The sequence below is a fragment of the Natronosporangium hydrolyticum genome (assembly GCF_016925615.1).
GTDB lineage: Bacteria > Actinomycetota > Actinomycetes > Mycobacteriales > Micromonosporaceae > Natronosporangium > Natronosporangium hydrolyticum.
In genome coordinates, this window is the sequence record NZ_CP070499.1 from 4,667,989 (window position 1) to 4,686,892 (window position 18,904).

General features: G+C 69.5%; 13 protein-coding genes. 3 read left to right on the forward strand and 10 right to left on the reverse strand.

Features of this window, described 5'->3' with window-relative positions:
* Nucleotides 1-37: 37 nt before the first annotated feature.
* The 6 genes from JQS43_RS21000 to JQS43_RS21025 are packed head-to-tail and all read right to left on the reverse strand — an operon-like array spanning nucleotide 38 to nucleotide 8,344.
* A complete protein-coding gene (locus JQS43_RS21000) occupies nucleotides 38-514 on the reverse strand; it encodes a group II truncated hemoglobin (protein WP_239676096.1) in 477 nt (158 codons plus the stop codon).
* 11 nt (nucleotides 515-525) lie between these two features.
* The gene (locus JQS43_RS21005; RefSeq protein ID WP_239676097.1) at nucleotides 526-1,380 is read right to left on the reverse strand and encodes a GNAT family N-acetyltransferase; all 855 of its coding nucleotides are present in this window, start codon (nucleotides 1,378-1,380) and stop codon (nucleotides 526-528) included.
* Nucleotides 1,381-1,405: 25 nt separating this feature from the next.
* A complete protein-coding gene (locus JQS43_RS21010) occupies nucleotides 1,406-2,563 on the reverse strand; it encodes an acyl-CoA dehydrogenase family protein (protein WP_239676098.1) in 1,158 nt (385 codons plus the stop codon).
* Nucleotides 2,553-3,323, reverse strand: a complete 771-nt coding sequence (locus JQS43_RS21015) for a thioesterase II family protein (protein ID WP_239676099.1) — start codon at nucleotides 3,321-3,323, stop codon at nucleotides 2,553-2,555. The genes JQS43_RS21010 and JQS43_RS21015 overlap by 11 nt, the downstream gene beginning before the upstream one ends.
* A gap of 3 nt (nucleotides 3,324-3,326) precedes the next feature.
* Nucleotides 3,327-4,973 (reverse strand): GMC family oxidoreductase, encoded by a 1,647-nt coding sequence (locus tag JQS43_RS21020; RefSeq protein WP_239676100.1) that lies wholly within the window; start codon nucleotides 4,971-4,973, stop codon nucleotides 3,327-3,329.
* A complete protein-coding gene (locus tag JQS43_RS21025) occupies nucleotides 4,970-8,344 on the reverse strand; it encodes a non-ribosomal peptide synthetase (RefSeq protein ID WP_239676101.1) in 3,375 nt (1,124 codons plus the stop codon). The genes JQS43_RS21020 and JQS43_RS21025 overlap by 4 nt, the downstream gene beginning before the upstream one ends.
* Nucleotides 8,345-8,603: 259 nt before the next feature.
* On the opposite strand from JQS43_RS21025, the gene JQS43_RS21030 reads away from it, so the two are divergent.
* Nucleotides 8,604-10,133, forward strand: coding sequence for a class I adenylate-forming enzyme family protein (locus JQS43_RS21030; protein WP_239676102.1), 1,530 nt, complete (start codon nucleotides 8,604-8,606; stop codon nucleotides 10,131-10,133).
* 74 nt (nucleotides 10,134-10,207) lie between these two features.
* On the opposite strand, the gene kynU is transcribed toward JQS43_RS21030, so the two are convergent.
* Nucleotides 10,208-11,401: a kynureninase gene (gene kynU / locus JQS43_RS21035; RefSeq protein ID WP_239676103.1), complete on the reverse strand. Its 1,194-nt coding sequence runs from the start codon at nucleotides 11,399-11,401 to the stop codon at nucleotides 10,208-10,210.
* Nucleotides 11,402-11,676: 275 nt separating this feature from the next.
* Between kynU and JQS43_RS21040 the strand changes: the two genes are divergently transcribed.
* Nucleotides 11,677-14,214, forward strand: a complete 2,538-nt coding sequence (locus JQS43_RS21040; protein WP_239676104.1) for an ABC transporter permease — start codon at nucleotides 11,677-11,679, stop codon at nucleotides 14,212-14,214.
* 16 nt (nucleotides 14,215-14,230) lie between these two features.
* Here JQS43_RS21040 and JQS43_RS21045 read toward each other — a convergent pair whose 3' ends face one another.
* On the reverse strand, nucleotides 14,231-15,241 hold the full coding sequence (locus tag JQS43_RS21045) for an aminotransferase class I/II-fold pyridoxal phosphate-dependent enzyme (RefSeq protein WP_239676105.1): 1,011 nt from the start codon (nucleotides 15,239-15,241) through the stop codon (nucleotides 14,231-14,233).
* 199 nt (nucleotides 15,242-15,440) lie between these two features.
* Between JQS43_RS21045 and JQS43_RS21050 the strand changes: the two genes are divergently transcribed.
* Nucleotides 15,441-17,033 carry an MFS transporter gene (locus JQS43_RS21050; protein ID WP_239676106.1) on the forward strand — a complete coding sequence of 531 codons (1,593 nt, stop codon included), beginning with the start codon at nucleotides 15,441-15,443 and terminating at the stop codon, nucleotides 17,031-17,033.
* Between the two features lie 57 nt (nucleotides 17,034-17,090).
* Here JQS43_RS21050 and JQS43_RS21055 read toward each other — a convergent pair whose 3' ends face one another.
* Both JQS43_RS21055 and JQS43_RS21060 read right to left on the reverse strand, forming a co-directional pair.
* Entirely contained in the window at nucleotides 17,091-18,293 is a 1,203-nt protein-coding gene (locus JQS43_RS21055) for an FAD-dependent oxidoreductase (protein WP_239676107.1), read from the reverse strand.
* Entirely contained in the window at nucleotides 18,290-18,895 is a 606-nt protein-coding gene (locus tag JQS43_RS21060; RefSeq protein ID WP_239676108.1) for a class I SAM-dependent methyltransferase, read from the reverse strand. The genes JQS43_RS21055 and JQS43_RS21060 overlap by 4 nt, the downstream gene beginning before the upstream one ends.
* Between the last annotated feature and the right edge of the window lie 9 nt (nucleotides 18,896-18,904).

Consider the following 18,904-nt stretch of genomic DNA (forward strand, 5'->3'; position numbering starts at 1 on the left):
CTCCACCTTCCGTTGCTGTCTGTAGCCGATCGCGCGCTCAGTCGATGCCGGGTGGTGCCTCGCCCCAGCCCCACACCGGCGTGGTCGTCCGGGGGGAGAGCGTCACCCCGGGGCGGGAGTTCGCCATCGCCCGCCGGGAACCCCACTCCACATAGGCTGCGAACGCCGACCGGAACTCCGCGTCGTCGGGTAGCCCCACCTCGTCGGCGGCCTCCAGCATCAGCGACACCCAGCGTTGGCGCTGCTCTGGCGCGATGTCCTTGCCGACGTGCTGGGCCCGCATCACCCGGAAACCGCCCCGCTGCTCGGTATAGGTGGCGGGGCCGCCGAAGACCTCACCGAACCACATCGCGACGTGGTGCGGGTGGTCCTCCGGCATGTTCGCGAAGAGCGGCGCCAGGACGTCGTCCTGGCGCACCCGCCGGTAGAAGGCGGCCATCAGCGTCTCCAACGCCGGTGCGCCGCCCACCCATTCGTAGAGGGTGGGGGTCGACTGCTGCTCCTGATCGGACATCTGCTCTCCCCTTACCCGAGTTCCAGGCTGCCGATGCCGTAGAGCGCGTCGGTGCGCAACTGCGGCACCGGGCCCCGGTACATCCGCACCACCCGGAACTGTTCGGTCAGCCCCCGCTCCTGGAACAACTTCGCCGCCGCCGGCTGGGTGTCCGGGGAGAAGATTGAGACCTGGTCCCCGGCGACCAGCCCTGCGGTGAGGGCGTCGAAGAGCGCCTCGGCGTCGCGCGGGGTGTCGGCGCAGAGCGGCCCGATCCGGTGCCCGGCGGGAGCAGGTCGGACCACCCCGAACCCGGTGAGGGCGCCGTCGACGATCCGCGCGTACCCCTGGTGCCCCTCGGCGGTCAGCCACCGGCGTAGAAACTCCCGGCGGTAGGCCGGGAAACACTGCCGGTCGTAGTCGGCGACCTCGTCGAGCTGCTCTGGCCCGATCCGGATCACCTCCGGTGGCAGCGAACCGGGCCGGTCCAGCGCTCCGACGAAGTGGATGGTGTCGTGCACCGGCACCGAACCGTCCCGGCTGTAGTTCTTTACCTGTTCGGGCATGGCGTCACCGGCGGTGACCCGGTCGCCGGAGTGCGGGCTCGCCACCTTGCACACCCCGAGCCCGTACCCGCCGCCGCGCTGCTGCGGGTCGACCAGGTAGTGGCCCCAGACCGCGTAGTCGTCGGAGTAGTTGACCAGCGAGACCGCGGAGACCGGCCGACCGTCGAGCCGGCCGATGAAGAACCCGTCCGGGTCGGTGGGCAGGAAGCAGGCCGGGTCCTGGAACCCGATGTTCCACCCCTCGCCGTTGCCCCACTCGGTCACGATCTGCCAGTCGGCCAAGTTGGCCAGGCCGACCGTGAATTCGCCCTTGTCGTCCATGGTGGCTGCTCCCTTCGTTGCCGGGCTAGAGGCCGAGCGATCGGCCGATCAGTTCCTTCATGACTTCGGTGCTGCCGCCGTAGATGGTCTGCACCCGGCTGTTGGCCCACTCCTTGGCGATCGGGTTGTCCCGCAGGTACCCGGAGCCACCGAACAGCTGCACCGCCCGGTCGGCGACCCGGACCTGCAGCTCGGTGGTCCACCATTTGGCGCGGGCGGCGTCGGTGACCGACAGCCGCCCGGAGTTCAGCTGCCGCACACAGCGGTCGATGAAGACCCGGGCGATCGCCACCTCGGTGTCCAGGGTGGCGAGCGTGAACCGGTTGTGTTGCAGGCTGCCGATCGGCTGCCCGAAGGCGTGCCGCTGCTGGGCGTGGGCCACCGCCGCCGCCAGCACCTTCTCGGCGGCGGCGAGCGCCACCGTGGCGATACTCAGCCGCTCCCGGGGCATCCCGGACATCAGGTACGCCGACCCGGCGTGCTCCTTGCCGATCAGGTTGGCCGCCGGCACCCGGCAGTCGGTGAAGGTGAGTTCGCAGGTGTCGCTGGCGTGCCAGCCCAGCTTCGCCATCGGTTCGCCGCGCCGCAGGCCGGTCGTGTCGCGCTCGACCACGAACAGGCTCACCCCTTGGGCGCCCCGCTGCCCGGCGGTCCGGGCCGCGACCAGGATCAGGTCGGCGTTCTCGCCGTTGGTGATGAAGGTCTTCTGCCCGTTCAGCAGGTAGCCGTCGCCGTCGCGGACCGCGGTGGTGTGCATGGCGGACAGGTCGGACCCGCCCGCCGGTTCGGTCAGCGCGATCGCGGCGATCAACTCTCCGGCGCAGAGCCCGGGCAGCCAGCGGGCCCGTTGCTCGGCGGTGGTCCGGGTGGCCAGGTAGGAGGCGACGATGTCGTTGTGCGCGACAATCCCGGGAGCGGTGACGCCGGCAGCGATCAGCTCCTCCGCCAACACCTGCGGGTACCGGTAGTCGGGCTGCCCGGCCCCGCCGTACTCGGCCGGGACCCCGACGCCGAGCAGCCCGGCCGCGCCGGCTGCCCGCCAGAAGCCGCGGCTGACGATCCCGGCCCGCTCCCACTCGTCGTGGTAAGGCACCGCCTCGCGGGCCAGGAAGTCCTGGCACAGCTTCCGGAACCCGGCATGCTCCGGTTGGAAGTGCTCCGGTTCAAGGTGCTCATCCGGCATCGCCGGCCTCCTTCCGCGCCGCGCCGGCCACCCCGGCGAGCGCCTCGTCGCGTACCAGCTGGAAGATCCGGGCCGGGTCACCCAGCGCCGCGAAGTGCCCGCCGGGGATGGTCACGGTCCGGCTGGCGGCGGTGGTGTGGCGTTGCCAGTCCCACATCCGGGCCGGTGGGGCGTGACGGTCGTCGGCGGCCGCGACCAGCGTCAGCGGGAAATCGACCCGCAGGTCGGTGTGCCGGTGGAACTCTGCCCGGATGGCGTAGTCCGCGCGGAATCGGCCGATCACGTGCTGGGCCAGGGCCGGCTGGGCCAGCAACTCGGGCGGGGTACCGCCGACCTCGGCGATCCGGGTCAGCACTAGCTCGTCCGGCTCGCCGGCGGCCTCGTCGACCGGGCTGTGCCACCGGGGCGGTAGGCCGGCCGAGAGCACTACGCATCGCGGCGGCCGGCCGGTGTCGCGGGTGACCTGGGCGGCGACCGCGAGGCTGACCAGCGTGCCGAAGCTGTGGCCGAAGGTGGCATAGGGGGTGGCCGGCCCGGACGCCCGCAGCTCGTCGACGATGACGCCGGCCAGCGCGGCGACCAGACCGGCGAAGTCGGCCGGGCGGGGCTCACGCGCCCGGACCCCGCGGCCGGGCGGGTCCAGACCGCGGACCTCGATACCGGGTGGGTCCGCGGCGGCCCAGGACCGGTAGCCGGCCGCGGTCGCCCCCGCGTGGGGGAAGCAGTAGAGGCGCAGCGGTGGGGTGTCTCCCACGGTCACAGATCATCCCTCCAGCCGGCTGGCGATCCGCTCCGCCAGCATGATCGTGGTCAGGTTCGTCGGGACACTGGGGATGGTCGGGAAGACCGAGGCATCGACGACCCGCAGGCCCGGCACACCGTGCACCCGGCACTCCTGGTCGACCACCGACGTCGGGTCGGTCGCCGGCCCCATCTGCGCGGTGCTGGTCGGATGCCAACCGGGGTTCATGATGTTGCGGACCGCGCTGCGCACCACCACGTCGTCGTCGATCATCCGGTCGGACCAGAACTGGATCCGGGCCAACCGGTCGGCGATCGCCGGGCTGCGCAACAGCCGCCAGGCTGCCCGTACTCCGCCCGCGAGCCTCGCCAGGTCCTGCTCGTGGCCGCCCATTCCCAGCTCCACCGCGGGCGGCTGATCCGGATCGGGGTGGGTCAGGAAGACCCGGCCCCGCGACTCGGGCCGCATCAGCATCACCGACATACCGACGGCGGTCGCGGTGTCGAAACGTCCGGCCAGGTCGGGGATGGCGGCGGTGTCCACATCGTTCAACAGCCCGAGCTGGAGGTCGACCTCGCCGTCGACGCCGCTGGTGAGCCGGGCGGCGACCTCCCGCCACCGGCTGCGGGGCCGTGGGTCTCCCGAGGCCGGCACCGCCCAGATCACGATCGACGCATGGTCGGTGAGCTGCTCGCCGACACCGGGTAGGTCCGCTACCGGCGAGATCCCCAGCGCCCGGCACAACCGGGCGTCGCCGATCCCGGAGCGCTGCAGCAGCGCCGGAGTGCCGATCGCACCCGCGCTGAGCACCACCTCTCCGGCGTAGACAGTGCGGCCGTCGCGCAGCTCCACCCCGACGGCCCGGCCGCCGGCGGTGAGCACGCGGGTGACGAGCGCGCCACTGTGGATCGTCAGGTTCGGCGGTGGCGGCACGGGCAGGTAGCAGGTCGCGGTGTCCATCCGGACCCCGTCGACGGCGTTGGTCGGCACCGGACCGACGCCGGCCTCGCCGCCACCCGGGCCGGCTTCGACGTCAGACCTGGAGTGAACGCCAGCCCCGGAGAAGTGGTTCAGGTCGGGCAGCGCCGGTAGTCCGGAGTCGGTGCAGGCGCGCCAGAACGCGGCGTCCAGCTCGTGCAGCTCGCTGCGCCGGGCCCGGGTGATCGGCACCGGCCCACCTGCCCCGTGCCGCTGCGGGTCATCGCCGAAGTCCCGGTCGTCCTCCAACCGCCGGTAGTAGGGCAGCACCCGGTCCGCGGACCAGTCCGGGTTGCCCCGCTTCACCCACTGGTCGAAGTCGCGGGGCAGGGCACGCATCGCGACCGCGCCGTTCACCGCCGACGAACCACCGACCACTTTGCCCAATTGGTAGGGGAATCTGGCCCAGCGGGCCCGGGCGGGCGAGCCCTCGACCGGGCCGGACCCGGCCAGCAGCGCCGCGTGCCGGCCGCTGCCGCGCAGATTGACCTGGTGGTCCCAGTTGTAGTCGCGCAGCACCAGCCGGCCGGCGTCCCGGAGCGGGTGGCTGGCCGACGCCGGGTTGGGCTGCGCCGGCCCGGCCTCCAGCAGCAGCACCCGCTGGCCGGCGGCGGCGAGCCGGCTGGCCAGCACCGACCCGGCTGAGCCAGCGCCGACTACCACGCACTCCCACTCGGTGGTACCGGTCACGAGGCCGCCACCGCGGCGGTGCCGACCAACTCCCCGAAGTCGGCGATGTCGGTGTTCATGAAGAGCCCTTCGATCAGCTCCTGTTCGGCGTCCGGCCCGATCCCGAACTCCTGGCGGACCTCGCGGAGGATGCCGACCGCGTGCAGCGAGTCGCCGCCGACGTCGAAGAAGCCGTCCCGGACGCCGATGTCGTCGTGGCCGAGCTGCTTGCACCAGATCGCCAACAACCGCTGTTCGACCGTGTTGGTCGGCGCCGCCCGCTCCGGCGCGCCGCCCTCGTCGTGCCGCCAAGGTTCTGGCAACGCCGCCTTGTCGACCTTGCCGTTGCGGGTGATCGGCAGCTCATCGATCGCCAGGTAATGGCTCGGCACCATGAACTGGGGCAGCAGCTGGGCTACCGCCTCCCGCAACCTCGCCGGGTCGGGCTCGCCACCGGTCATCACCAGGTACGCGGCGAGCTGCCGCTGGCCGGTGTGCGGGTGGGCCGGGGCGGTGACCAGCGCCTGCCGGACCCCGGGTTGCCGGGCCAGCACCGCCTCGATCTCACCCAGCTCGACCCGGTAGCCGTTGATCTTGACCTGGTGGTCTTCCCTACCTAGGATCTCGATGTCGCCACCAGGCAGGTAGCGGCCGAGGTCCCCGGTCCGGTAGATGCGGGCGCCAGTGACCGGGTGGGTGAGGAAACGCTCCGCGGTCCGTTCCGGGTCGTCCCAGTAGCCGGCGGCGACACCGGCGCCGCCGATGTAGATCTCCCCGGTCACCCAGGTGGGGCACGGTTCCAGCCAGGCGTCGTAGATGTGCAGGGTCTGGTTCGCCAACGGCTTGCCGTACGGGATGCTCGGCCACTCCGGCGGCACCTCGCCGATCGGGTAGGCCACCGACCAGATCGACCCCTCGGTCGCCCCGCCCAGGCTGATCACCTGCGCGGCGGGGAACTGCTCCCGGATCCGCGCCGGCAGGTCGGTGGGGATCCAGTCGCCGCTCAGCAGCACCAGCCGCAGCCGGTCGGCCGCCGACCCGCCGGCCACCCCAGCATCCGCAGCCTCGCTCCGGGCGTCCACCCACATCTGCATCGGGGCGGGCACGGTGTTCCAGATGGTGACGCCGTGCCGGTCGGCCAGCTCGGTCCAGTGCGTCGGGTCGCTGGCCCGGCCGGCCGCCGGCACCACCACCGCGCCGCCGGCACCGAGCACCCCGAAGATGTCGAAGACCGACAGGTCGAAGCCGGTCGGCGCGAGCGCCAGCACCCGGTCGGTCGCGGCGACCGCGTACCGCTGGTTGATGTCCTGGATGGTGTTGCCGGCCATCTGGTGGGTGATCATGACGCCCTTGGGCTCGCCGGTCGAGCCCGAGGTGAAGATCACGTAGGCCAGGTCGTCGGGGCGCTGCGGGCTGGTCACCGGCGCCGGGTCGCACCGCCGCGTAGCCTCGTCCGCCCCGGTGACCACGGTGACCCCCGCCGGCCAGCTCAGCTCCTCGCGCAACGCTTCGTCGGTCACCACCGCGGGCACCCGACACCGTTGCAGCAGGGCGTGCCGCCGCTGCTCCGGCAGCGTCGGGTCGATCGCCACGTACGCGGCGCCGCTGTGCAGCACTCCGAGGATCGCCGCCAACTGTTCGGCACCGGCCGGCATCGAGACCGCCACCAACGTGCCCGGCCGCGGGTCGCAGCATTCCCGCAGCCGCCGCGCCAGCCGGTGGGCCTGCTCGGTGAGCCATCGGTAGGAGAACTCACCGGCCTCGGTGATCACCGCGACCGCATCGGGCCGCCGTTGCGCCGCCGCGGCGACCAGGTCGTGCAGCCGTACCGCCGGCAGCGGCTCGTCGGTCGCGTTCGCCGCCTGCTGTTCGACGGCGTGGGCCGGGGGTAGGCCGGCCAGCCCGCCGCCGAGCTCCCAGCTCGCCTCGTCGTCGGCGAGCCGGCTGAGCAGGCGCTGGTACGCGGCGAGCAGGTCGGCCACGAGCCCGGGCGGGAACAGCCCCTCGACCGCGTGCCAGGCGACGATCAGTTCACCCGCCCGCTCCCAGAGCTGGTTCTCCAACCAGACCTGTGGGGTCGCGGTGGCGATGTGCAGCGGCTCTCCGAAGCTGGCGAGCGGGTCACCGCCGGCCGACTCGGCCGCGCCGACGGTGCTGGAGAAGACCACCGGCATCGCCGCCCGGCCACCGTTCTGGCGGGCCAGCTCCCGCATCACCTCGATGCCGCTGACCGTGCCGTGGCCCCGGTCGGTCTCGAGTTGGTCGGCCAGGTCGGCGGCGCGCTCGGCGAAACTCTGCCCGGCCCGGCCGGTGACCGCCAGCAGCTGCGGGGTGGTGAACTCGCCGACCACCTCGCCGATCTGCGGATGCGTTGGCTGGCGGGCGTTCGAGGTCACGATCACCGTGAACTGCTCGGTTTTGGACCAGGTGCGGAGCACCTCAGCATAGGCAGCGAGCAGCACTGTGGATGGGTCAAGCTGGCGTCGGCGAGCGTAGCCGGCGAGCGACGCCCAGCGGGCCGCGTCGAGCGTCACCCGATGATGCTCGAAGCTCGGCGTGCCCAGCTGTTCCGGCGCCACGGCCAGCGGCAACTCCGGCGCGGCGGGCAGCTGCGGCAACCGGTCCTGCCAGTAGGCCGCGTCCCGGTCGCCGGCGGCGCTGGCTCGCAGCCTGGTCAGCGCTGCCGGGTAGTCGCGGAAACTAGCGGCCACCGCGGGCGGCGTCCACTCCGGCTGGTCGTAGCCGCGCCGCCACTGCACAAGCAGCCGCAGCACACTGGGAAGGTCCAGGAAGAGGAGGTCGACCCGCAGGTGTAGCCGCTGCTCGCCCGCGCCGAGCAGGCTCACTCGTACCTGCAACGGCTCGGCCTGGTCGGCCGGCGGCTGCTGCTGGCTCAGCTCGGCCCGTACCCGCGCCAGCGCATTGCGCCGCCCTGAGCCGGCCTGGCCGGTGAGGTCTTCCACCGGAATTTCCCGCCGCCGCGACGGCGGCGGCAGCACCCGCTGCTGCCCGTCCGGGGTGAGCACCGCGCGGAGCATCTCGTGCTGGGTGGTCAACCGGTGCAGCGCATCGGCCAGCCGGTCGAGGTCCAGGCGTGGCCCATGGAACTCCAGATAGACGTGGCTGGCGACGCCGGAGAGTTCCAGGCCGGGCCGTCGACCGAAGACGTACGCGTGTTGGAGATCGGTCAGCGGAAACGCTTCAGATGGTTTCGTCAATAGTGTATCGTCAATGTCAGCGAGCCCTACCGAAACGTCACTCATCGAGTCCTTCCGCATCCCTTCGATGGAGGCGAGCAGCCATTCGTACGCGCGGGCGCCCAACAACAGAATTGCGAACCTCGGCGACGACTCCGCCCTCATCACGTCGCCCGGCCAGAGTCGCAGTGGCATCGTAGGCACGCCGCCAGGCCGGCGACAAGGCTCAGTGCCAATATTTCGATTCCTAATAGCGAATAGCAATATTGCACTGTCACCATATGACCGACCGGCGCCACCCATAAGGCCAGGCGGGGGCAGACCATTGCGCCATCGGCAATGTGTCGCCAGGGCGGGTGCATGCGTAGGTCGGAATATGGCCATCCATGCGCCTATTTGCGCGGCCGGAATCGTGCCGACAGAATTGCCGCGGCACGGACCGAAGGGGTGGGCGATGCGGCTCCAGGATCGGCTCGCACGACTGCTGCGGGAGGCGCCAGCGCGCGCCCAAGCGATCGAACACAATGGCCGGTGGTGGCGGTGGGGCGCGATCCGTTCCTGCGCCGGAGCCGTGGACACGCTGTTGACTACGGCCGGCGTCGGACCGGGCGGCCGGGTCGGGATCGTGCTGCAGAACCGCCCCGAACAGGTCGCCGCGCTACTCGCCACGCTCGCCACCGGCCGCAGGGTGGTGCCGTTGCGCCCATGGCCGTCGCCGGACCAGTTAGCGCAAGAAGTGGCGGCCGCAGAGCTCCCGGTGCTGCTGGGGGCGCCCGAGACGCTGCCAGCCGGGGAACTCCCCCCGGATACCGTGACCGCCGCGGTCGCCGCCGACGGACGGGTCCGGCTGCTCGGTGGCGGGGGCGCCGCCGGCCGTCGCGCCGCTAACCAGGCAGCGACCCGCCCCCCGGCGCCGGACCACCGGCTCGGCGCGGGGCCGGCGATCGAGATGCTGACCTCCGGCACGACCGGCCCGCCGAAACGGATCCACCTAACCGAACGGCAACTGGCGGCGTCGCTGCTGGCCAGCGGGCAGCTCCCGGCACCCGGGCAGCTGCTCACCGACTCGACCTCGCTGGTCGCCGCGCCCCTGGGCCACATCGGCGGGCTCTGGGCGACGCTGGGGGCGCTCACCGGGGGCCGCCGGTTGGTGCTCATGTCCCGGTTCGGCGCGGTGCCGTGGAGCGAACTCGTTGCCAGACACCAGATCCGGGCGACCTTCCTCGCTCCCGCCGCGATCTGGAACGTGTTGGATGAGGCGGTCCCGCCGGAGCGGCTACGGTCGCTGAAGCTGGTCACCTCCGGAGCCGCCGCCTGCCCACCAGAGTTGGCGGACCAGTTCTTCCGGCGGTACGGGGCGCGGGTGCTGATGACCTACGGCGCGACCGAGTTCGTGGGCGCGGTCGCGGGCTGGAGCTACCCGCTGCACGAACAGTGGTGGGAGCGGAAGGCCGGTAGCGCCGGCCGCGCGTACCCAGGGGTGACGCTGCGGGTGACCGACCCGGCCGGTCAGCCGCTGCCGACCGGCGAGGTCGGCCGACTGGAGGTCCGCACCGAGCAGTCGGCGCACGGACCACACGAGTGGGTCCGCACCAGCGACCTGGCCGAGCTCGACGACGACGGTTTCCTGTGGCTTCGGGGTCGGGCCGACGACGTGATCGTGCGCGGCGGATTCAAGGTCCAGCCGGCAACGGTCCAGCGGGCGCTGGAGCGCCACCCGGCGGTCCGGGAGGCCGCGGTGACCGGGCTGCCGGACCCGCGACTCGGGCAGGTGCCGGTCGCCGTCGTCGAGGTCCGGCCCGGCCATCGACCACCCACCGAGGCCGAGCTCGATGGGCTGTGCCGGGAGCGGCTCGCGCCGTACGAGCGGCCCCGGCACCTGGTGGTGGTGGCGTCGCTACCGCGCACCCCGGCGACCAAGGTGGACCGCGGAGAGGTGCTCGCGCTGGTCCGGACCTCGATCAACGGCGACCCCGCTGCCTGACCGCCCCATAGCCCGGGGAGCGAGGTAGTTCAACCCGCGGAGCTCGCCGAACCCGAGCATCAGCAGGTTGAGCGCTATCGGGCCAGCGCAGCCAACTCCTGAACTGCTCGATGCACATCTTGATAGCTGACGTAGAGGGCGTTGAGTCCGAACCTCAGCAGATTGGGCGGCCGTGAGTCCCCGATGACCCCCCGGCCGGCAAGGAGTCGCACCAGCTCGTAAGCCTGAGGATGACGAAGCGTGACCTGGCTGCCTCGCCGAGACTCGTCGCATGGGGTAACCACCTCGAATCCGAGCGGCACCAGCTCGGACTCCGCGCACTCGATGAGAAAGTTCCCGAGCGCCACACTCTTTGCCCGCACTGCAGCCAGCTCGACGAGGTCGAATACGGCCAGCGCCGCCTCCAACGCCAACAGCGACAAGACGTGCGGGGTACCGACCCGGGCGCGGGCGATCCCCGGAGCGGGTTGGTACTCGGCGGCCATCGCGAACGGCTCGGCGTGCCCGGTCCAACCGGTCAGCGGGAGATCCAGCCGGGAATGATGACGCTCGGCGACGTAGATGAACGCTGGCGCCCCGGGGCCACCGGAGAGGAACTTGTAGGAGCAACCCACGGCAACGTCCACCTCCGCGGCGTCGAGGTCGACCGGCATTGCGCCCACCGCGTGGCAGAGGTCCCACATCACCACTGCTCCGGCCCCGTGGGCCTCGGCCGTCAGCTCCCGCAAAGGCCAGAGCTCGCCGGTACGGAAGTCCACCGCCGGCAACGCGAGCACCGCAATCTCTGCGGCCCGCTCCCGAAGCAGCGCGGGGGCCTCGGCCACCGGCACCAGGAGTAGTCGCTTGCCCAGCATCCGGGCTACCGAGGCGGCGAGGTAGCGGTCGGTTGGGAAGTGGTCGGAGTCGGTCACGATCAATTCTCGGTCGGGGCGTAGCCGGGCTGCCGCGACCAATGCATTAAATATCTGCACCGTGGTGGTCTCACCCACCACTGTCTGACCTGCCGCCGCACCCAGCAGTCCGCCGATCCGATCACCGATCCGCTCCGGCGCCTCCCACCAGCCGGCACCGTCCCATCCCCGGATCAGCTGCTTGCCCCATCCTTCATCTACCACCTCCCGCACCCGGTCTCCCACTCCGCGCGGTAGTGCCCCGAGCGAGTTCCCGTCTAGATAGCACACGTCGTCGGGCAACGCGAAATGTTTTCGGACATGAGCCAACGGATCCTCTTCGTCGAGCCGCTGCGCACGTTCCCAACGTGTGGCCATCACACCTCCCGCAGATTCGGCTCCGGCGACACCGCCCGGGTGACCCCAGGAGGAACGGTCTTCTCGGACCGTACCGACCAGATTGCCGACTGGACAACGACCGACTGGTTTAGCTGGCAGGGCGCCCGCCAGGTACCCGATCGGGTACCTCCGATGTCTCGTGCCCGCCTCGCCCGGCCCGGGGTTCCCTTCATCCGAGGGCAGGATGTGGTGACATCTTTAGTGGAAGACCATGGACGCAAACCCATAGCCGCAGACCGGGAGGTAAAGTCCTCATGCTTCGCGCTACCTTCGCTGCGATGCTGCACCGTAAGCTGCGGCTAGTGCTGTCCGGGCTAGCTGTCCTTATCGGGGTGATGTTTGTCGCCGGTAGCTTGGTCCTCACCGACACCCTAAGTCGATCTTTCGACGCCGTCTTCTCCGACGCTTACGGCCACAGCGATGTCTGGGTGCAGGGCGACGGTGAGGAGGGCGGCGCACTCGACGGTGAACACGTGCCGAACCTGCCTGGCTCGGTGCTAGCTGAGATCACCGCGGTGCCGGGCGTTTCGCAAGCCACGGGCCTGGTCCGGGCCGACGGTGCCCGGGTGGTCGGCAGCGATGGACAGGTGATCGCCTCGTTCGGACCGCCCCGGCTCGGGGTGAACTGGACCGGTGAGCGCGGCATCGTCGAGCTTCGGGAGGGGCGTGGACCGACCGAAGACAGCGAAGTCGCCGTCAACGCGGAGCTGGCCAGAGTCGGCGAGTTCCAGGTCGGCGACGAGATCGAGATCCTGACTCGAGAGCCCAAGCAGACATTCACACTGGTGGGCATCTACGGCTTCGCGGGCGGTAGGGACTCGGTCGGCGGAGTGCATGAGGTGGCATTCACTGATGGCACCGCTCAGCAGCTGATGCTCGGAGAGCCGGGGGTATGGACCCTCATCGAGGTGCAGGGGGACGGGCCTGCGCCAGACATCCTCCGCGACGAAATCGCCGCAGCGGTCGGTGACAATTTCCGAGTACGAACCGGCGAGGAGTACGCGAGCCAGCAGGCCGACCAGCTCCAGCAAGGGCTCACCTTCTTCCAGTACATCCTCCTCGGATTCGCCGGCATCGCGCTATTTGTCGGAGTATTCCTCATCCTGAATACGTTTTCGATCGTCATCGCCCAGCGGACCCGGGAGTTGGCGTTGACTCGGGCGATCGGCGCGAGCCGGCGGCAAGTGGTCTTGTCTGTGCTGCTGGAGGCGCTGGTCATTGCGGTGCTAGCCGCCGCCGCCGGGATCGCGAGCGGCATCGGGGTTGGCGCGTTGCTCGCGCACCTTGCGGCTGGCTTCATCGCGCTGCCGATCGCGGAGATCTCGGTAAGCGCGACGACGATCGCCGTCCCGCTGTTGGTGGGCATCGTCGTGACGCTCGGGGCCGCGCTCAGCCCGGCGCTACGTGCGTCGCGGGTACCACCGGTCGCCGCGTTGCAGAAGGTCACCACCAGCGACCAACCGTTGTCACGGCGGGCGATCGTCGGCGGTGCCATCAGCGCCGCTGGCGCCGGAACATTACTGTTGGGGCTCCTCGGCCACGCCGGCGAGAACCCACTCTGGGCGGTCCTGGCCGGGGTCCTGGTCAGCTTGATCGGGGTGACTGTCCTGACCCCGGTGGTGGTCCGCCCCGCAGTTTCCGTGCTGGGGTTGGTCTTCTCCTGGTCGGTATCGGGCCAGCTGGGACGGCTCAATTCGGGCCGAAACCCTCGCCGGACGGCGGTCACCGCCAGCGCCCTGATGGTCGGGGTAGCGCTGGTGGCAGGCGTCGGTGTCGTCGTCAGCTCGGCGAAGCAGAGCATCACTCGGCAATCCGAGGACACTATCGCCGCCGACCTGATGATCGCTGGTGAAGCCGCCGGAGCTCGGCCCGCAAGTTTCGACGCCGAGGTCATCGAACGCGCCGCGGAGCTGCCCGGGGTGGTCGCCGCCAGCGGGCTCTACCGGGACCGGGTGACCTACCGCGGCGAACACCTCCATGTCGATGCCACCGACGATCTGGCCGTACTCAATGACATCCTGAGCTTGACCGCCACCGAGGGGGTGTTGGAGACCCTCGGCCCCAGCGACGTAGTCGTCGACCAGGACGTTGCCGAGGCCTTGGCGCTCAGCATCGGTTCTCAAGTCACCTTCACCCTGTCTCGTGGCGAGGCTGAGCCACATCGCGTGGTCGGCATCTACGAGCCGGCCCCGGTGGTGGGCGGGGCGATTCTGCCGCTGGCATCCACCTCCCAATTCGACGTTCCGCAACCGATCGTCGGCTTTGTCAGCCTGGCCGAAGGAGCCGCTGTTGACGACAACCGACGAGAGATCGCCGCATTGCTGGCCGACAGCCCAGAAGTGTCGGTCGTGGACCAGAGCTCCTACATCGAACAGCAGGTCAGCCAGTTCGACTTTGTCATCGTCATGGTTCAGCTGTTGCTGGCGCTGGCGATCCTGATCGCCGTTCTCGGTATCATCAACACCCTGGTCTTGTCGGTCATCGAGCGGACCAGAGAGCTCGGCATGCTGCGAGCGATAGGGTTGACACGCGGATCCGTGGTTCGCATGATCATTGTCGAGTCGGTGGTGATCTCACTCCTCGGCGCGGTCCTCGGGATCGCCGTCGGTAGTGGGCTGGGCGCCGCTGTGGTGAATGCCCTGCAGGACGAGGGGGTCACCGAGCTAGCTGTCCCGCTCGGTGAACTCGCTACCTACCTCGGGATCGCGGCGGTGGTGGGAGTGCTGGCGGCGCTGCTCCCGGCGCTGCGGGCGGCGCGCACCAACGTGCTCGCTGCTGTCGCCGAACAATGACCGGGCGGTCACCGGGTCACGAGCGCGGGAACTGCTCAGCGACGCGCAGGAGCACCTCGTTACTGGCTTGGTCGCCGATGCTAACCCGCACCCCGTCACCGTCGAAAGCGTGCACCTGCATCCCGGCCTCGGCACAGGCCGCACCGAAGTCCGCTGCCTGGTCAGCTAGGGGCAGCCAGACGAAGTTGCCCTGGCAATTCGGCACCGAATAACCCGCTCTCCGCAGCTGCGCCGCCACCCGGTCCCGTTCTGCGGCGATCGTCGCTCGCTGCTGCTGGTACTCCGGCTCCGCGGCGAGCGCCGCCAGGGCTGCCCGCTGCGACACCGTTGACACGAGGAAGGGCATGGTGACCCCACGCAACGCAGCGATCGGCCCAGGCGGCCCCAGTGCGTATCCCAGCCGCAGGTCCGCCAACCCGTACGCTTTGGAGAAGCTACGAAGAACAATGAGGTTCGGGTAACGGCCACTACGGAGCAGCTCGATCCCGTCGGCCGCTCCAGGCTCGGTAGTGAAGTCCCGATACACCTCGTCGAGCACCACGAAAGTACGCCTGGACACCCGACCCAACAGCCGGTTGACATCAGCCTCGGACACAGGGGTGCCGGTCGGGTTGTTCGGATTGCAGACAAAGACCACCCGAGACCGCCGCCGGACTGCCTTCGCGGTCGCTAACAGATCCTGCTCGGCGCCGCGGAGCGGCACCCGACGCACCGGCACCTTCATCGCGTTGGCGATCAACGGATACCCTTCGAACGAACGCCAGCCGATCACGATCTCGCCGCGAGCCTGCTTCGTCAGATGCAGCATCTGCTGGATTAGGCCTGCCCCACCGGCCCCGACCGCGACCTGCGCCTCCGTTACGCCGTGATGGGCGGCGATCGCCGCCGCCAACGTGTCCGGGTAGGCCTCCGGATAACGGTTGATCGTCCCGCTCGCTTCCCGAATCGCCGTCAGGACACTTGGCGGCGGGGGGAACGGGTTCTCGTTGGCCGACGCGCGGATGGAAACCGGAACCGGGGCAGTCACGACCGTCTCCTCTCAACGACGTCCACCACGCTACAGCGCGACTGGCACGGCAACAGCCGTTGATCAGCCCGGACAATCGGGCGCCTGGGGTACCCGATCGGGCTGCCCGGTCGCCGCCCACCTTCGCGGCTTGTCCCGCGGACGGCAGGGCGAAAGTGTGGACATCGGTCACCCTCTGCATCACGATAAGGAGTCCCGAGTGGGCGCCGCCTCCACTAACGTCGCCAGCCGCCCGTTGACAATGCTGGTAATGTGCCTGGCCCTGTTTATGTCCCTTCTGGAGAGCACGGCGCTCAGCCTGGTATTGCCCGCCATCCAGGCGGATCTCCGTGCCGACCTGGCCAGCGTGATCTGGGTGGCGAATGCGTTCATGGTGGTCTTCGCAGCGCTGCTCCTGCCAGCTGGCGCTCTCGGCGACCGGTGGGGACCAGCCCCGACCTTCCTTGTCGGGGTAGCGGTCTTCACCACCGGTTCCGCGGTCTGCGCCTACGCTCCCGACCTCGAAATTCTGATCGTCGGCCGGTTGGTGCAGGGAATTGGTGCGGCGCTCGTGGTGCCGCAGACCCTGGCGATCCTGACCCTGACTTTTCCGGGTTCACGGGATCGCGCAAAGGCCTTCGGCATCTGGTCGGGAGTCTCGGGCCTGGCACTCATCCTGGGCCCGGTCATCGGCGGTGTACTCGCCCACACCTGGGGCTGGCGTGCCGTATTCCTCATCAACCTACCGATCGGACTGCTCACGCTCCTGCTCGGCGCGGCAGTGCTACGGAGCCCAGAGCTCCGGGGTAGCGCGAAGCCGGACGCTAGCCTGCCCCAAACGCCTCGTCCCGGCCTGGACCCGGCCGGCCAACTGCTTACCATCACCGGCCTCGGGGCGCTGACCTTCACCCTGATAGAGGGCTCCCGGCTCGGTTGGCTATCCCCACTGATCATTACTTGCGCGGCCATCGCCGTCGCCGCGCTTACCGCCCTGGTGGTGGTTGAACGTAGGGTCCGCGCCCCGATGATCCGGCTGGAGCTCTTCCGCTACCGGACCTTCGCCGCCGCCGCTGCAGTCCTAGCACTCACCGCATTTGGGATGTATGCGGCGTTCCTTCTGCTCAGCCTGCTGCTCCAGCAGGTACTCGGCTACACGCCGGCGGAGGCGGGAATCCGATTCCTCCCGGCCATGCTCTCCGTAATCGTTGCCTCGCTACTCGGCGGACTCGTCGCAGGCCGACTAGGCTCCAGATTGCCGACCGCCGCCGGTACCGCACTAATCGGCGGCAGCCTGCTGCTGATTAGCCAGGAGGTGGGCCGGTCCGACTACCAGGACTGGTGGCCACTGCTGATCCTTCTCGGCCTCGGTATCGGCCTTACGATCCCGCCGGCTCACAGCGCACTTATGGGTAGCGTGCCTTCAGAGCGAACCGCGATCGCCTCGGCGACCGGCGAGACCGGCAAGCAGGTTGGGGCGTTGGTGGGAATCGCTGTTCTCACCGCCCTGGTGACCGCCGGTTACCAGCGCACGGCCGCCGCTGGCGCCGATTCCGCTGGGCTCACTACCGCCAACCCGGCCGACCTTGCCCGGATACCCGGGGAAGGACTCGAAGCCAGCACCGACTCGCGGGCTGAGGCACTCGTCATCGAAGCGCTCGCCAGCGGAATCCGATGGGGACTACTCGCGGCCGCAGCCGCGGCCTTCGCCGCCACACTGCTGGCACTGTTTATCCGCGAGGAGCGGGGGGCCGCCAGCCAACCTGCGGATGCGCCGACCGCCGCCCGCGGAACTGACCCACCGTCATCCAGTTGACCCCGGCGCTCGCTCTACCACGGGTAGTCCCCCCCTGGCCACCGGCCAGCGGCGGACTTAAGGCCGCTGTGCCGCCATCCCGTAGTACAACTCCGGCGGTTCTTGGATCTGTCGCCACATCTGTGGGGCTTTGGCGGCAATGACTAGCTTGCCTACACGGGTGAAGGCCCACCGCAGCAGCGAATTCCGGATGGGCTTGAAACTGTTCGCCCGGAGTACCTGCTGTCGGATCCACCATACCCGTTGCCGGCGACGTTCCTCGTAGTGGCGCAGGCCCGAGGGCACATCGGCAGAGACCGCGAGTGAGTCGGCGAGCACCACGCCATCCTCAATGGCCTGGCAAGCCCCTTGGCCGAGCTCGGTCGGCATCGCATGCGCGGCGTCCCCCAACAATGTCACTCGGCCATCACCCCAGTTGTCTAGCCATGGCAGATAGAAGACATGGGTGCGGCTCGCCACCTCGGGCGGCGTATGGGCGACAAATGTCGATGGCAACTCGCCGAGCTCATCGGCGAGTTCTCTCGCGCGCTGCCACGGCCCCTGCGGATCGTCGCCCTCGGCAGGGCGCCGGTAGGATAGTGTCCACACCACTCGGTCTCCTCCGACCAGCCAAGCGCCACCGCCTATCCCGGTCGCTGGGTCGGAGAACAGGTGAACGATGCCACGCTGCAGGCCGCAGGTGCCGACGGTAAGTCCGCGGTAGGTGGACCGGCCGGTGTCGAGGGGCTGAAGACCTTGATGCATCTGGTTGAGGACGGTCGAGCGCACCCCGTCGGCCCCGACGAGGCCGGCTCCGGCCACATCCTCGCCATTGCCAAGCCGGACGGCCACCCGGTCGGCATCGTGACGATACCCGACCACCGGTACGCCGTAGGTGATCTCGATACCCACGCCGCGGCAAGCGTCCGCGAGCATCCGAATCAGGTCGCCCCGTCCGATACCGAGCGCAGGTTCTGCTTCTGGTGGCACCACCTTCCCCATCTCCATCCGGAATATCAGCCGCTGACGAGGATCGCGGTTCTCTGCCGCGAGAAGCCGGTCGCCGATGCTTTCGAGCTGCGTCCCCAGCCCCAGGCCAGCGAGCAAGGTGGTCGCATTCGCCCAGATGGTGTGGCCGAAACCAGCGGAACGATCGATCTCGTCGGCGCTACGACGCTCGTATACCCGCACTGGGATGCTGTTTCTGGCCATTGCTAAGGCAGCGGTAAGGCCACCCACACCAGCGCCCGCGACAATCATCGGCTGCGAACGGTCGATCATTGAGTCCTCCTGGTCATCCACAGCATTAAGGTGTTCGGGCGGGTCGGCAGGTACTCGATGTCGAAGCACTCGCCAAAGAGGGCCTTCTCCTCCCCCGGAGCGAGCATCGGCGCAATCGTTGCCGGCCAGCGTTTCTTCGACTTGTCGCCCTGAAACGCCCAGATCAGCACTACCGAACCCGGCCGACTGATGCGGTGGATCAACCGCACCGCTGCCTCGCGATCCTCCTGCTCGGTGTCGTCGACCACACCGAAGTCGCAGATCAGGTCGAAAGTGCGGGTCATGCCGGGTACCTCGGGAGCTGTCAAGTCTGCCTGATAGAAGTGGCAACGGTGGGCGACGCCAGCAGCCTCCGCCCGAGCAGTTGCCCGACGAATCGCCACTGGCGAGAAGTCCACTCCCACTACCGGGTCGAAACCCTTGCTCGCGAGATACACAGACTCAGCACCCGTGCCACAACCCAGATCGGCGACAGCCGGGTAGTCGGCTGGCGTGAGCCTGCCAGCGTCGACAAGCTCCGTGAGTACGGGTCGGCAACCAGTGTCCCAGGGCGCCACCTTCAGGCGATACAGGGTGTTATAGAAGCCTGGACGAAAACGCATCTACAAGTC